This is a genomic window from Candidatus Syntrophosphaera thermopropionivorans, assembly GCF_004353895.1.
Taxonomy (GTDB): Bacteria; Cloacimonadota; Cloacimonadia; order Cloacimonadales; family Cloacimonadaceae; genus Syntrophosphaera; species Syntrophosphaera thermopropionivorans.
In genome coordinates, this window is the sequence record NZ_SMOG01000016.1 from 1 (window position 1) to 15,857 (window position 15,857).

The 15,857-nt window shown below is 36.5% G+C and carries 12 protein-coding genes; 9 read left to right on the forward strand and 3 right to left on the reverse strand.

The window, feature by feature from the left end; genetic code table 11:
* Positions 1-933: tRNA dihydrouridine synthase DusB (dusB, locus tag E0946_RS05240; protein ID WP_133201415.1), on the forward strand; the 933-nt coding region annotated here is incomplete at its 5' end.
* Positions 934-1,159: 226 nt separating this feature from the next.
* Here the strand turns inward: dusB and E0946_RS05245 are convergent.
* A complete protein-coding gene (locus tag E0946_RS05245) occupies positions 1,160-1,573 on the reverse strand; it encodes a nucleoside-diphosphate kinase (RefSeq protein ID WP_133201416.1) in 414 nt (137 codons plus the stop codon).
* The gene (locus tag E0946_RS05250; RefSeq protein WP_133201417.1) at positions 1,570-1,893 is read right to left on the reverse strand and encodes a hypothetical protein; all 324 of its coding nucleotides are present in this window, start codon (positions 1,891-1,893) and stop codon (positions 1,570-1,572) included. Before E0946_RS05250 ends, E0946_RS05245 begins: the two co-directional genes overlap by 4 nt.
* A 193-nt stretch (positions 1,894-2,086) precedes the next feature.
* Between E0946_RS05250 and uvrB the strand changes: the two genes are divergently transcribed.
* Entirely contained in the window at positions 2,087-4,096 is a 2,010-nt protein-coding gene (gene uvrB / locus E0946_RS05255; protein WP_133201418.1) for an excinuclease ABC subunit UvrB, read from the forward strand.
* A gap of 8 nt (positions 4,097-4,104) precedes the next feature.
* On the opposite strand, the gene E0946_RS05260 is transcribed toward uvrB, so the two are convergent.
* Positions 4,105-5,028, reverse strand: coding sequence for an endonuclease/exonuclease/phosphatase family protein (locus E0946_RS05260; RefSeq protein WP_133201419.1), 924 nt, complete (start codon positions 5,026-5,028; stop codon positions 4,105-4,107).
* A 148-nt stretch (positions 5,029-5,176) separates the two neighbouring features.
* On the opposite strand from E0946_RS05260, the gene E0946_RS05265 reads away from it, so the two are divergent.
* The 7 genes from E0946_RS05265 to E0946_RS05295 all read left to right on the forward strand — a co-directional run bounded on the left by E0946_RS05265 (position 5,177) and on the right by E0946_RS05295 (position 15,846).
* On the forward strand, positions 5,177-8,683 hold the full coding sequence (locus E0946_RS05265; RefSeq protein WP_133201420.1) for a C25 family cysteine peptidase: 3,507 nt from the start codon (positions 5,177-5,179) through the stop codon (positions 8,681-8,683).
* Positions 8,684-8,873: 190 nt separating this feature from the next.
* Entirely contained in the window at positions 8,874-9,476 is a 603-nt protein-coding gene (locus E0946_RS05270; protein ID WP_133201421.1) for a V-type ATP synthase subunit E family protein, read from the forward strand.
* Between the two features lie 7 nt (positions 9,477-9,483).
* Positions 9,484-10,371 carry a DUF2764 family protein gene (locus E0946_RS05275; protein ID WP_133201422.1) on the forward strand — a complete coding sequence of 296 codons (888 nt, stop codon included), beginning with the start codon at positions 9,484-9,486 and terminating at the stop codon, positions 10,369-10,371.
* A 12-nt stretch (positions 10,372-10,383) separates the two neighbouring features.
* Positions 10,384-12,138, forward strand: coding sequence for a V-type ATP synthase subunit A (locus E0946_RS05280; RefSeq protein ID WP_133201423.1), 1,755 nt, complete (start codon positions 10,384-10,386; stop codon positions 12,136-12,138).
* Complete coding sequence (locus tag E0946_RS05285; RefSeq protein WP_133201424.1) at positions 12,138-13,460, forward strand: V-type ATP synthase subunit B; 1,323 nt, start codon at positions 12,138-12,140, stop codon at positions 13,458-13,460. The genes E0946_RS05280 and E0946_RS05285 overlap by 1 nt, the downstream gene beginning before the upstream one ends.
* Positions 13,457-14,056: a V-type ATP synthase subunit D gene (locus E0946_RS05290; protein ID WP_133201425.1), complete on the forward strand. Its 600-nt coding sequence runs from the start codon at positions 13,457-13,459 to the stop codon at positions 14,054-14,056. Before E0946_RS05285 ends, E0946_RS05290 begins: the two co-directional genes overlap by 4 nt.
* Positions 14,053-15,846, forward strand: a complete 1,794-nt coding sequence (locus E0946_RS05295; protein WP_133201426.1) for a V-type ATP synthase subunit I — start codon at positions 14,053-14,055, stop codon at positions 15,844-15,846. The genes E0946_RS05290 and E0946_RS05295 overlap by 4 nt, the downstream gene beginning before the upstream one ends.
* Positions 15,847-15,857: the final 11 nt, after the last annotated feature.

Here is a 15,857-nt window from a genome sequence, read left to right on the forward strand (position 1 = left end):
TGGTTAGCTCCAATGGCTGGATACACCGATAGAGCTTTCCGTCATCTTTGTAAAGAATACGGTGCAGATGTTATGGTTAGTGAAATGGTTAGTGCTGATGGACTTGTCCGAAACACAAAAAAGACCCTTCCCTATATCTTATTTGATGGACTGGAACGCCCTTTCGGTATCCAAATCTTTGGTTCAGAACCATATATTCTGGCTAAAGCAGCAGAACTATGCTTAGCCTGGAATCCAGATTTTATTGATTTGAATATGGGTTGTCCAGCTAAGAAAGTGGTTCGTAAAGGTGCAGGAGCAGCTTTAATGAAAAATCCTGTTCTGGCTGCAGAAATAGTGCGTGAAATGAAAGCAGTTCTTGATAAAGGATGTTTTTTAAGTGCTAAATTCCGCAGTGGCTGGGACTTTAAATCTATAAATTATCTGGATTTTGGCTTGAGGTTACAAGATGCTGGAGCCGATTTCCTGTGTTTACATCCCAGAACTCAATCACAAATGTTTTCTGGAACTGCTAATTGGACACATATTGCTGAACTGAAAAAGCAACTTTCTATCCCACTAATAGGCAATGGAGATATTCAAACTCCAGAAGATGCGCTGCGAATGTATGAAGAGACAAAATGTGATTCTGTTATGATTGGTAGAGGTGCTCTGGGTAAACCCTGGATTTTTCAGCAAATACATCAACTGGAAAAAAACAATGATTACACTCCTGCAAGTCGTCAATTAATCCTTGAAACTATGTTGCGTCATATTGACATGGCGACTCATTTTAAACCTGAATCTGTGGCAGTTAAAGAGTTAAGATCTCAGCTCTGTTTTTACACTAAAGGTATTATCGGTGGAGCAGAATTAAGACAGGCTATTAATCACGCTGTAAGTGCGGAACAAATTAAGGAATTGATTAAAAGTTGTGAAGGACTGAAATTTTAGTAGAGTTATTTCTTTTTGTGATACTTATATTATTTGCTCAATTATTTTTATATATCAATATTATTATCACTCCCTTAGCTCTCTCTTAGCTCTTGCTTACCTGCGGAATCAAGAAAAAGCTAAGAGAGACACAGGATAGAGGCAAGAAAGAACTTATTGAAAATACTTAGTTAATAAAATATAAATGGATACTGTTTATATATGGTTGGGAATAAAGTAAAATAAATTAGGTGCCAAATTGAGGGAAAATGATGTTGATTTCTCGTTCTGCACTTTCTTTGCTATCTGAGGCATGAACTGCATTTTCCGTTATTCCTTCTGCAAAAAAATCCCGGATAGTGCCTACTTTCCTTTTTTCTGGATTAACATCACCTATTAAACCTCTCAAATCTTCAATGGCATTTTCCTTTTCCACGATTATTCCCACACAGGGTGCAGAACACATAAGATTAACCAGCCGGTCATAAAAGCTTTTCCCTTTATGCATTTCATAAAAAACACTGGCTAATTCTGGAGTAAATCGGATAATATTAATATATTTGAGATTAAAACCAGCCTGCTCAACCATAGCAATGATATGCCCTATATGATGATGTACCACAGCATTAGGTTTAATAATTAGCAGGCTTTGCTCAATCATCTGGCTTTGTAGACAGTTTCTATATAATCCAGAGCAGCAACTTTTATAGCAATATCACGGTTTAACACCTGACACATTTTAATTTTATGCATCAGAATTTCAGTCCAGATATCGTAAATTTCATTGGGCTTGAAATCTATAGTTGTATACATTTTAAGCATTTCAGTGTAGAAGCTATCTCTATCAGAATCTACTCTTCCGATAACCAGTTTATAGCTATCAAAACAGACATCATATTCTTTGTAACGCACATCAATGACAGCATACCCAAGCTTCAGTAAATTATCATAATTAACTTGAAAATCTTCCATATTTGGCATTTTCTAACTCCCTATAAATTTCTCGACAAAAAGCAGGAACTCTGCAATTATGTATCCATAATTTGACAGAAATGGTAAAAGTCAAGCAAAAACTAAAATGGAACTTTTTGCCTCCTGTTTTATATACTAAGGAGAATAAGATGGAGGAGCTGGTTATTTATCCAGCAAAAATGAAGGAGATGTAAAACAAAATATGGGTATCTTCAAATTACATAGTGATTACCTTCCCCGCGGTGACCAACCTGAAGCAATCGCTGCTTTAACTGAAGGTCTGCGTCAAAACAAACGCTATCAAGTTCTTCTTGGGGTTACCGGAAGTGGGAAAACTTTTACTATAGCCAATGTGATTGCTCAATTTGATAGACCAGTACTGGTTCTATCACATAATAAAACTCTGGCAGCACAACTTTATGGAGAATTTAAACAACTATTCCCTGAAAATGCGGTAGAATACTTCATCAGTTATTATGATTATTATCAACCTGAAGCTTATATTCCTGGTAAGGATATCTACATTGAAAAAGATGCAGATATTAATGAACAGATAGATAAATTGAGACTTAGAGCAACGATGAGTTTAATGGAAAGAAGAGATGTGATCATCGTAGCCTCCGTTTCCTGTATATATGGTTTAGGTGTTCCAGAAGATTATAGAGAAGCTTTAATACACCTGGAAACAGGAATGCAAATAGAACGAGATGAACTTTTAGAAAAGCTCATAACAGCTCACTATAGTCGTAATGACATTGCCTTTGAGAGAGGGACTTTCCGGGTTAGAGGGGATATTGTAGATATTTATCCTGCATATCAAGAGCATTTTGTACGGGTGGAATTCTTTGCGGATGAAATTGTTAGAATAGAAAAGTTCCATCCTGTTACCTACCAAAGTCTGGAAGAAGTGGCAGAATATTCAGTTTATCCAGCTATCCATTTCTTAACCAATCCTGATCGTTTAAAAAGAGCCATCGCCTCTATTGAAGCAGAATTAGATGAAAGAGTAGCCTATTTTCTTTCCCAGCAAAAATATCTGGAAGCAGAAAGATTGCAGAGCCGCACTAAATTTGATCTGGAGATGCTGACAGAATTAGGCTATTGTTCTGGAATAGAAAATTATTCTCGTCATCTGGCTGGAGCAAAACCTGGCGAACCTCCTAAATGCCTCCTGGATTATTTTCCTGAAGATTTCCTGATGGTGATAGATGAATCTCATGTGACTATTCCCCAAATCCAGGGAATGTATGCAGGAGATTATACGCGAAAGAAAAATCTTGTGGAATACGGATTCCGTCTACCTTCCGCTTTTGATAATAGACCTCTCCGTTTTGATGAATTTCAGAATTATATGCATAATGTCATCTTTGTCTCTGCAACCCCAGCTGATTATGAACTCAGTCTCACTAATGGAGAAGTGGTTGAACAAGTTATTAGACCAACAGGTTTACTGGACCCGGAAATAGAAATAAAACCTATCCGTAATCAGGTGGATGATCTCATCCATCAAATAAGGGAAAGAGTGGAAAAAAATCAGAAAGTTTTAGTGATGACACTAACAAAAAGAATGAGTGAAGACCTCAGTCAATATCTGCAAAAAGCGGGAATAAAAAGTAAATATCTGCACAGTGAAATTGATTCTATAGAACGAGCTCAGATTATCAGAAGTCTCAGATTAGGTGAATTTGATGTAATAGTAGGTGTCAATTTATTGCGTGAAGGTCTGGATTTACCGGAAGTATCCCTGGTTGCTATTCTGGATGCTGATAAAACAGGATTTCTTCGTTCTACTCGTTCTTTGATCCAAATTTCTGGAAGAGCAGCAAGAAATGTGGATGGTAAAGTGGTCTTATATGCAGATGAAATCACTGATGCCATCAAGAAGACTCTGGAAGAAACTAATCGTCGTAGAGCTAAGCAACTGGCATATAATCAAAAACACGGTATAACTCCTCAAAGTATCAGCAAAACTATTCAGCAGATTATGGAATCTACTGCTATTGCTGAAGGCTATGATGCTATGGAAAAGAAAGCTAAATCAAATCATTTCCGAAAAGAGGATTTTTACGAATATCTGGAACTGGATAATAAAGAAAAATTACTCCAGATTCTGAAAAAGGAAATGAAACAAGCTGCAGCCAAACTGGATTTTGAAAGAGCAGCAGAATTACGTGACACTATTGCTGAATTAGAAAAACCAGCTGAATCCTGAAACTTTAATTACCTGGAAAAATAAAGTCTCACACCTAAAGGTCTGTGATCAGAAATGATAGAAGAATAAGTACTCCAGGAACCCATATACTCTTCTACCTTGATTACCCGACATATACTATCTGCTTGAGCAAAAGCATCAAATAGTTCGTTGGTGATTAGAATATGGTCTAAATGTGAAGGTGGACTATAATGAGGGTAAGAGACATTATCATATGAAGGATTTAGAGCTATAGGATAATCAGCAAAGTAATATTCATCTGGTTTATCCAGAAAAACCTGAAAGACATTAGTGGAAGGAGGCTCGGCAATCTGATCATTCATATCTCCTACCACTATCACTCTACTATCAGGAAAATGTTCAGTGATATACTGGTCAAGTTTTTGACAGGCAAGTCTTCTTCGCACTTCTTCGTCCCAGGCATCACTTTCATCTATATAATCATCTCCCAGAGCTTTAAGATGATTGTTGATACATATAAAATTTAAGCCTTTATAATTAAAATCAAGGACATAAGGTGGTCTGGGAAATGGGTTACTCTCCCCTACAAATATGGGATAGACCTCATTAACCTGAACCGTTTCTTTATTATATAAATAGGCAAGTCTATAGCTACTGGTGGCATTAGATACTAAAGCTTCATACTGCGGAATAGCACTTGCCAGTTGATAAAAAGCATTTTGGTCCATTACCTCCTGACAGGCAATAATATCAACTTTAAATTGTGGTATTATCTGAGATATGGTCTGAACTGTATTATTATTTACAGGAAAGGTTTTAAGATTCCAAGTGACCACTTCCAGAGTAGATTCAGTGCCAAATTCAAGTATATTCACATTTTCCGGAGGAGTCAGTTTATGATTAGTTCCACAACTGAACAATAGGAATATCGTTAACATTAATAACAGGGTTAATTTTTTAATATACCTCATTTTCTATCCTTAATTATAGGTCTTTTAAGAAATAATAATATTAAGCATAAAGCTTGCCAAATTGTAAAGGATTATTTTTATAGATATCTTACTTCTTTACGGAATGTTTTTTGCATATTATAAAAGTATTACTTCTGGAGGATTATTGATGAAGCGATATTTATGGATAGCTATAATGCTTGCAGTATGCTGTTTAGCCACAGCTATGAATGAAAACTACACTACCACAACTACAGGACTGATTGCTCATCTGGAAAATGTTCGTGTAGCTCCAGTTTTAGAGCAGCCTAAAGAAACTGAAGAATTTCCTGAGACCACTCTCATTTCTAAAACTTTTGCTTTACCTTATAATTCTATAGATTTGCAGGTGCAAAATCTTCAATGGAATGTTTTTGATAGTTCAGGTAATTTTCTTTACCAGGAACAATTAATAGAACAGGATGTTTTGAGAATTGGAAACAGCTTTACTTTCCGGGAAATGAGAGGCTATACTATCTTGATTGAAACACAAATTAATAGAGATGAAACTATCCGTACCCTTGCTTCGGCAGATTTTTCTCTTACTGGCTCAGAACCTATAGAAATACCAGAAAATGTCTCTCCATCTTTTATTGATGCTTATAAATCTTTAGCAGACAATTTTCAAACTTCCTATCTTCGTGATTTGCCTCTTTCGCGTCCTAAAATGCTCATCATCAGCCACACTAACCTGGCAAATTATCAGACTGAATTTATCAAATGGAAGAAATCACAGGGTTTTGAAGTTTATGTTGCTTATAAATCCGATATAGGTAACACAGTTAACGATTTCAAACAATTCATCCAGAACCACTATAATCAATACCATTGCGACCATTTGCTGCTTTTAGGAGATGTTACCAATCAGGGTACTTATAGCATTCCAACTGCCTTTTTCCCCTCTCCTGAATATCAAGAAAACGATGCGGATGACAATCAATATACCTTTATTGAAGGAAATGATTATTTCCCAGAAATGTTAGTAGGACGCTTTTCTTTTAATGATATAGCAGAATTTATGTCAATGGTTAATAAATCCGTAAGCTATGAAAAAACACCCTATATGTCCAATACCAGCTGGATGACAAGAGGATTAGCCGTAGCAGGAAACTATGCAGAAGGTGGTCTCCGTCCAACTACTCCTATAGAAATGTCTCGCTGGCTAAGAGATAAGATGTTAAATTTTGGTTATACGGCTGTAGATACAGTTTTCTATCCTCCAACCTATCCAGGAACATCAAATATTATAACTTCCATTAATCAGGGAGTGCAATTTGTGAGTTATAGAGGTTGGGGTGATGCTAATGGGTGGCATTATCCAGCTTTTCATATACCAGACCTTGCCACCACTCAAAATGGTCCTCGTATGCCTGTGGTCTTTTCCATAGTTTGTAATACAGGTGACTTTGCCAATCCAGTTAATCCCAGTTTTGGGGAAAAATGGATGCGCATGGGAAGTGTAGCTCAGCCTAATGGATGCGTGGCATTTGTTGGTCCTTCAGATTTACATACCAAGACCAGACTAAATAATTCCATAGCCAGTGGTGCTTTTCGTAGTATCTTTGATTATGGTGTCCGTTGTTTTGCCACCAGTGTCCTTATAGGAAAGATAGAACTATATAAGAATTTCCCTAATGATATAGGAGATAATCAATATGTAGCTTTCTACTTCCATGTTTATAATATTCAGGCTGATCCCAGTTTAAAGATGTGGGTTCTGGTTCCTGATACTATATCTGAAAGCGTTATTGAAGGAGGATTAACCTTTGCTCAAAGTGATTCTCATATCCGAATTAATGCTCCTCATCTAAATGGTGCAATAGTCACAGGCACAAAAAATGGAACTGATTTCACATATAGCCAGGTAATAGATGGATTTGCAATCTTACCCATTGACTCTGAAGTTACTGGCAATTTGACTATTACTATAACTAAAGATAATTATGTCCCTTTAGTTCGCACTTTAACTTGTTCTGAACCTGCTCGAATTGGAATAGAAGATAATAGTGTAGAAGGTTCCATCCTCAATCCTAACACTGAAATCACTGCTCAAATCACTTTGAAAAACTATTCTAATTCCGTTTATACAGTTAATTCTTTATCTATTACCTCTACAGACGATGCCACAGTAGATTATAACATCCAACCTTTTACCTTAAATCCTAATGAAACTCATAATATAAGCTTTAACATTATTGGTAATCCTTCAATCCGTCCTCGTAAACCTATTACATTTAGCCTTAGTCTACCAGAACATAATATACTTCACCAATTTCAAATACTTGGAGGAGGTGCAGAATTTACCGTTCTGAATAGTAGTGGCTTTATAGCAATCGGTAATATCAGTCCAGTTAGTTTTCAGATTCAAAATATTGGCACTGCTCCTATGATAAATGCCAGCATTGAAATTATTTCTTTAACTGACGCAGCTGATTTCCCCAATCCAATTCAGCATATTGGAAACATAGCTGTGAATGAACCTATTATCATCAATACCACTATCCAGACAGGTGCTGAAACCTGGAATGGAAGAAATATTCCTCTGAAGATGGTCTTAACTGATAATGGTTATAGCACCACAGTCTATTATGCAGTTACCGTTGGAACTCCAGAACCTAATTCCCCCACCGGCCCAGATGAATATGGTTATTTTGCATATGACAATTTTGATATCGGATTTGATGAAGCTCCCACCTACAACTGGATAGAAACAGACCCCCTACTTGGAGGTCAAGGAACCATCTGGGAAGTTCGGGATGATGGTTCACATACAATAGATTTGCCATTCACTTTCCGCTTTTATGGCAGAGACTACAATCAGTTAACAATGTGCTCCAATGGCTGGATTTCTTTTATACCTACTCAAATGCATGATTTTTATAACTGTTATATTCCTGCTGCCCTTGGACCTTACACTATGGTTGCTGGCTACTGGGATGACCTGAAAGGAATGAAAATTGGGACTGATGAACAAGGTAATGGTATTTTTAATAATATGCGTCTTTCCTGGTGGTATGATACTGCCAACAATAGATTTATTATCCAATGGAATGATGCCTATAATCAATACAATATAGACCTAATGGAAAATGCTTCTCTGGAAAAATTCCAGATTATTCTTTATCCTCAAACAGATCGTGATGGAGATATTGTCATTCAATATCATACTGTTGATAATCCAGGTGTTACAACAAATTATTGCACAGTGGGAATTGAAAATCATCTTCAGACAGTTGGATTAACCTATACTCATGCTAATACTTATCCTCCCACAGCTCATACTTTACAACCTGGGTTAGCCATTAAATTTACCACCATTCCTCCTGACCCCTATACGGGAAATAATGATGCTTTACAGATTCCATTTCAACTGGCTCAAAACTATCCTAATCCATTTAATCCAAGAACTACCATTTCTTTCTCCGTAGCCAAAAGTGGATATGCTAAACTTTCTGTATACAATTCCAGAGGAGAGCTTATTCGCACTTTATTAAATGATAATATTTGCAGTGGAAATTATAGTATAGATTGGGATGGGAATGATGATAAGGGTAAATCTGTTAGTTCAGGCTTGTATCTGTATAAGCTGGAAATAAATGGTATCAATCAAATTAAAAAGATGCTACTGCTGAAATAGGATTTATGATTATATAGCTGATACAGATAGCCATTTACAGATTTCTTTCAAAGGAAGGTTATGGATTAATCTATTTAATCACATATCTTATCCTAATAGCTGATTAAAACACATAAATGAAGACACTTTTTCATTGACAAAATAAAACTATCTAAAATAATTGAATGAAGAATAATTTTATAATGGAGAAATGATGAGCGACCAGTTACAGGAATTGCTCCAGCGTGTATATGAAGAAGGCGTTAATAAAGCCAAAGCAGAAGCTGACCAGATTTTAGATAAAGCTAAAGCTGAAGCAGCAAATATTGTTCAGAAAGCTCAAGCAGAAGCCGATAGAATTATTTCGGATGCACGAAAACAAGCAGAAGACCTCAAGAAGAACACTGAATCTGACCTTCAGATGGCAGCTCAACATACCCTCAATGCTGTCAAACAAAAGCTTACTGATATCTTTCTGGATGAAGCTTTTAATACAAAATTGCAAGAAGTTTTTTCCGACCCCCAATTCCTCCAAAAAATGATTCTGGAAACAGTTTCTGCCTGGAAAGAATCAGAAGGCAAGATAATCATCAGTCAAAATATGGAAGATAAATTAGATAAATTCTTTTTACAATCCCTTTCAGAAAGAGCTTCTAAGGGATTGAAAGTAGAATTTTCACCTCAAATGAAAACTGGTTTTGCACTCACTCCGAGTGATGGAAGCTACAAATTAAGTTTCACTGACGAGGATTTCGCTAACCTATTTAAATCCTATCTAAGACCGCGTAGCAATAAGATACTTTTCAAATCATAGGTTATTGATGCACACTCAATATTACTATTTTGTAACTGGGTTACCGGTTATAACAATTGAAGATAGCAAGCTTCCCTTTTCTCCAGATGAGTTTTTGCAGGATGCACAAGAGCATATTACTACCTCTGATTTTCAGCTCTTACGATGGTTGCGTTTGCCTGAAAAAGTGATGGAATTGCTAAATGTAATCTATAATAAAAATGATATGCTACATCCGGTTGATGAAGAAAGCATAAAGTTTTACAATGAATATAAAGAACATCTGAAAGAACGGGCAGGTGAGCCAACCTTACCAGTCAGAAAAGAGTTTAAAATCTTTCCAGATTTCCTGCATAAAATTTTAACAGAACTTTATATGGAAGAAGAATTGCCACCCTATCAAAAAATCAAACATAAATTGCTGGAAGCCACTTATGAATTTTGTTGTAAATCTACAGACGATTTTTTGAATCAGTGGTTCAATTTCAATCGTGATATGCAAAACATCATTATTGCTATCAACGGTAGAGCTCACAATATTGATTATGTTCCCTATCTAATTGGAGAAGGAGATCTGGTGGAAAAACTGGCTAAAGTTCACACTATGGATTTTGGTTTGGGAAAGGATAATGAACTTTTTGAGAATATCTCTCGCATCTATGAACAGAATAATATCCTCTATCGGGAAAAACATTACGATATACTTAGATGGAAATGGATTGATGATTTTAATTTCTTCAATTACTTTAATATAGAACGCATCCTGGGCTTTGATGCACAATTGCGTATGTTGAATCGCTGGATCAAGCTTGAGCCGGTAAAAGGGAAAGAAGTGTTTGAAAGCACTATAGATACGCTAATTAAAAGTTTCTCCTTCCCAGAACAATTTAAAGTTAAATCAATTAGCAAAAAATAGAAGGTTAAGTTTATGACCAAAGGCACGGTTAAGGGAATTATCAGCAACTTAGTTTATGTGGAAGTGGATGGTCCTGTCTCACAAAATGAGATTTGTTATATAGACCTCTATGGAGTTAAACTAATGGCTGAAGTAATTAAAGTAGCAGGAAATATTGCTTACACTCAGGTTTTTGAAAGTACCCGCGGTTTAAAACCTGGAAACACAGTTGAATTCACGGATAAAATGCTACAGGTAAAACTCGGTCCTGGTATGCTATCTAAAAATTATGATGGCCTTCAGGATGATCTTAATAAGATGGAAGGTATGTATCTCACACGAGGTGAATATACTGATCCTCTGGATGAAGATAGTATCTGGCATTTTACTCCTATAGCTAAAGTTAATGATACTGTAGAAGCAGGTGATTGGCTGGGTTCTGTTCCAGAAAACTGGATTGACCACAAGATAATGGTTCCTTTCTTAATGGAAGGGAAATATCAGGTGAAATCTATTGTTTTAGAAGGGGATTATAAGATAACCGATACCATTGCCGTAGTAGTAGATAAAGAAGGGAAAGAATATCCTTTAACAATGGTACAGTATTGGCCAGTAAAACTTCCTATTAAGGCATATCAATCCAAACCACGCCCTTTCAAAACTCTGGAAACTGGTATTCGTACTATTGATACTCTAAATCCTATAGCGGAAGGTGGAACTGGTTTTACACCAGGTCCTTTTGGAACAGGTAAAACTGTGTTACAACACAGTATCTCTCAAAATGCAGAAGCAGACTTGATTGTTGTAGCTGCCTGTGGAGAAAGAGCTAATGAAGTGGTTGAACTTTTCACCGAGTTTCCTGAATTGGATGACCCTCGTACGGGAAGAAAATTAATTGAGCGCACTATTATTATATGTAACACTTCCAATATGCCAGTGGCAGCAAGAGAAGCATCAGTCTATACGGCGATGTCTATTTGTGAATACTATCGTTCTATGGGATTAAAAGTTTTGCTTCTGGCAGATTCCACTTCCCGTTGGGCACAAGCTTTGAGAGAAATGAGCAATCGTATGGAAGAGCTGCCTGGTCCAGATGCCTATCCTATGGATTTACCTGCCATCATTTCAAACTTTTATGCCCGAGCTGGATATGTTTATCTGAATAATGGTCAAACAGGTTCTATCACTTTTATTGGAGCAGTTTCTCCTGCAGGTGGTAATCTAAAGGAACCAGTCACAGAATCAACCAAGAAAGCAGCTCGTTGTTTCTATTCACTTTCTCAAGATAGAGCAGATAGCAAACGTTATCCTGCTGTAGACCCTATTGATTCCTATTCCAAATATCTTGAATATGATGAAATCCAGGAATTCTTGAACCAGAATATTGCTCCTGGCTGGGTGGATAAAGTATACAAAGCAAAGGATATCCTCCTTAGAGGAAAAGAGGCTAAAGACCAGATTAATATTCTTGGTGATGATGGTGTTCCGCTGGATTATCATTCTCGTTTCTGGAAAAGTGAATTGATTGACAGAATTATTCTGGTGCAGGATAGCTTTGACTCTATTGATAAATCTACTCCAATGAAGCGTCAGGCTTATATGCTGAATCTTTTACTCAATATATGTGATACCAACTTTGATTTTGAGAGCTACGAGGAATTACAACCCTTTTATTCTCGCGTAATAAATGTTCTTATACAGATGAACTATCAACCATTTCAAGGTGATAAATTCAAAGAATATGAAGCTCAACTGGAATCTATCCTTGCAGAAAGGAGAGTGAAATAATGGCTGGAACTGCATTTCAAAAAATATACACTAAACTAACTCAAATCACTAAAGCTACTTGCACAGTTCAAGCTACAGGAGTGGGAAATGAAGAGCTGGCAACCGTAGGTGGAAGGTTAGCTCAAGTAGTTAAAATTATAGATAATCAAGTTACCTTGCAGATTTTTGAAGGAACTGAAGGTATTGGAACGGATGCAGAAGTCATCTTTTTCGGAAAACCACCAACGCTAAAAGTTAGTGACCAATTAGCAGGTAGATTCTTTAATGCTTATGGAGAACCCATAGATGGTGGACCTGAGATTGAAGGTGATGAAGTAGAAATTGGTGGACCTTCCGTTAATCCTGTCCGTCGTAAGGACCCTTCTGAACTAATTGCTACTGGTATTGCTGGAATTGACTTAAATAATACTTTAGTTACGGGACAAAAGATACCTTTCTTTGCTGACCCTGATCAACCTTATAATCAAGTTATGGCAACAGTGGCTTTAAGAACTAAGGCAGATAAAATCATTCTTGGCGGAATGGGCTTGTCTAATGATGATTATCTGTATTACAAAAATTCCTTTGAAAATGCAGGAGTGATTGATAAGATTATTGCCTTTATCAATACAACGGATAATCCACCGGTGGAAAGATTGCTGGTTCCTGATATGGCTTTAACTGCTGCTGAATATTTTGCTATCCAGAAAAATGAAGCAGTGCTGGTCCTTTTAACTGATATGACTCTTTATTGTGATGCTCTTTCTATTGTGAGTAATCGTATGGACCAGATTCCTTCCAAGGATTCAATGCCAGGTTCACTTTATTCAGATTTAGCCAAAATTTATGAAAAAGCGGTGCAATTTCCAACTGGCGGTTCCATAACTATTATTGCCGTGACAACTATTTCTGGTGGTGATATCACTCATGCTATTCCTGATAATACCGGATATATCACTGAAGGACAGCTTTATTTAAGAAGGGATACGGATATAGGTAAGGTTATCATAGACCCAGCCAGATCTCTTTCTCGTTTGAGAAACAAAGTTATTGGAAAACGCACTAGAGCAGATCATCCTCAAGTGATGAGTGCTTCCGTTCGTTTAAATGCAGATGCAATGAATGCAAGAACTAAATTGGAGAATGGCTTTGACTTAACTGATTACGATCAGCGTGCATTGCAATTTGCCAGGGATTATGCAGAACAGATTCTGGCTATTGATGTGAATATTGATACAGAAGAAATGCTGGATAAGACCTGGGCACTTTTCCGTAAGTATTTCACACCTGAAGAAGTGGGTATTAAAGACGAATTTATGAAGCTTTACTGGAATAAGGAATGAATCTCAAGTTTCAATATAATAAGATTGCTCAACTCCAGCTGGAGAAGCAGCTTAAAATCAGACAAAAAGCACTTCCTACTCTAAAGAATAAGGAATCTGCTCTTCGTATGGAAGTGAAACGTGCTCGAGACAGTGCTTTGGAATTGGACGGAAAGATTAAATCCAGAATAAATGAACTGGAACCTATTATGAAACTCTGGGCAGAATTTGATCCCAGCCTCATTAAAGTTGAAAATGTGGAGTTTCTTGCTCGTAAAATTGCCGGAGTACCTGTTCCTATTCTGGGAAATATACAGTTTGAGATTAGTGAATATGACCTTTTTAGTACACCTTCCTGGTATCTTGATGGTATAGAAATGATAAAAGAAATAGCTGCAATGAGAATTGAACGAGAGTTCTTCTGGAGAAAAATGCTTATCTTAGAACAGGTGCGAAAAAAGACCACTCAAAAAGTTAATCTCTATGAAAAAGTCCAAATTCCTATCTATGAGGATGCCATCAGAAAAATTAAGCGTTTCCTGGAAGATGAAGAAAATCTTTCCAAAGCTTCTCAAAAAATTCTGAAAACTCGTATTAGCCAGGAGGCTGCAGTATGATAGAAAAAATGCGGAAATATACCTTCGTGCTCTATCATCAGGATTATCCTAAATTCCTGGCTGATTTACAAAAACTCGGTGTGGTTCATCTGGTTCAGAATACAGAAGAAAAGACTGAGACATTAATGAAAAATATGGAACAGCTGGAAGAATATGCGGAGCAGCTTAGGTTTTTAAAAAAGCTTGGCTCTACTTCTGAGAAAACTTCTATCTCCTATCCATCTCAAGTATTGCTACAGAAAATTCAACAGGCAAGAGAAGAAAAAGAAAAGTTGGAGCGTCTTGCAGAAACTTTACGCAAACAAATCCGGGAATTGGCACCCTGGGGTCATTTTGATTATGATCTGGTTAAAAAGCTTCAGCAATCTGGGATTAAGGTTGCGTTTTACACCTGTCTTAAGAACCATTTCAAACCTCAATGGTCAGAAGAATATGCTGTTCAGATTATAAATGAAGTTAATGGGATACTTTATTTTGTAGTTTTATACACGGATGAAAAACCTGATATTGAAGCTGAACCCTTTAGTTTCCATCAACATACATTAATGGAGTTGGAATCCCAGCTTAAAAATATAGAAAATCAGATTAAAGATATAGATGAATATCTATACAACATTGCTCCTACGGCAATTGAGATATTCAGTAACAAAATTGAAGACCTCAGTAAGACCTGTGAATATGAAGAAGCTGTTTTACAGGGAATTGATGAAGCAGAGGGTAAAATTAAAATTTTGCAAGGCTTTATCCCTCAAAGATTGGAAAAGGAACTCGTACAATTCCTGGAAAGTGAGAATGTGATATATTTTGCTGCTGATGCCACCGTAGAGGATAATCCTCCTGTTAGCCTCACCAATAATTGGTTTGCTCGGTTATTTGAACCTATTAGCAAAATGTATATGCTACCTTATTATAATGAGTTTGACCTTACCCCATTTTTTGCACCTTTCTTTATGCTTTTCTTCGGATTTTGTAATGCTGATATCGTTTATGGGATAGTCTTCATTCTTCTTAGTTTATTAATCTATCGTAAAGTAAAGAATCCAGCCATCAAAAGCATAGGATTATTAGGTGTTATTTTTGGCACATCTTCTATGATAATGGGATTTCTAATGGGCTCAGCTCTGGGCTTTGATTTAAAGAATACTGCCTTAGACCCATATATTCTTATTCGGGATAACAGCCAGATATTTAATCTTTCGCTTTTACTGGGTGCCATTCAGATTTTATTTGGAACTATTATTAACGGTGTTAAACAAGCAAAGCAAAGTGGTATAAAATATTTCCTGGCACCTCTGGGAACCTTCTTATTCTTATTATCTTTAACCGTGTTAGGTGCTGGACTTTTAGGGGTAGATAATAGTTCTATCACACCTTATACCAAATACCTTTTATGGATCGGTTTGGCTTTGATGCTACTTTTCAATAATCCCGCTAAGAATCCACTGGTGAATATACTCAGTGGCTTATGGTTATTATACAATGTTGTAACTGGCTTTTTTGGTGATATTCTATCCTATATCCGTCTATTTGCTTTAGGTGTTTCCAGTGCTATTCTGGGTATGGTGATTAATTCTATTGGATTACAATTTTTAAACATTAAATTTGTGGGACCTATTATCTTCTTTATATTTATGGTAGCAGGTCATACTCTAAATATTGCCTTAGGAGCATTAAGCGGTTTTGTGCATCCTTTACGTCTTACCTTTGTAGAATTTTATAAAAATGCAGGATTCCAGGGACCTGGTATTCCATATCAGCCCTTTGGACATAAAAAAATGATAAAAATATAAACTGGAGGTTA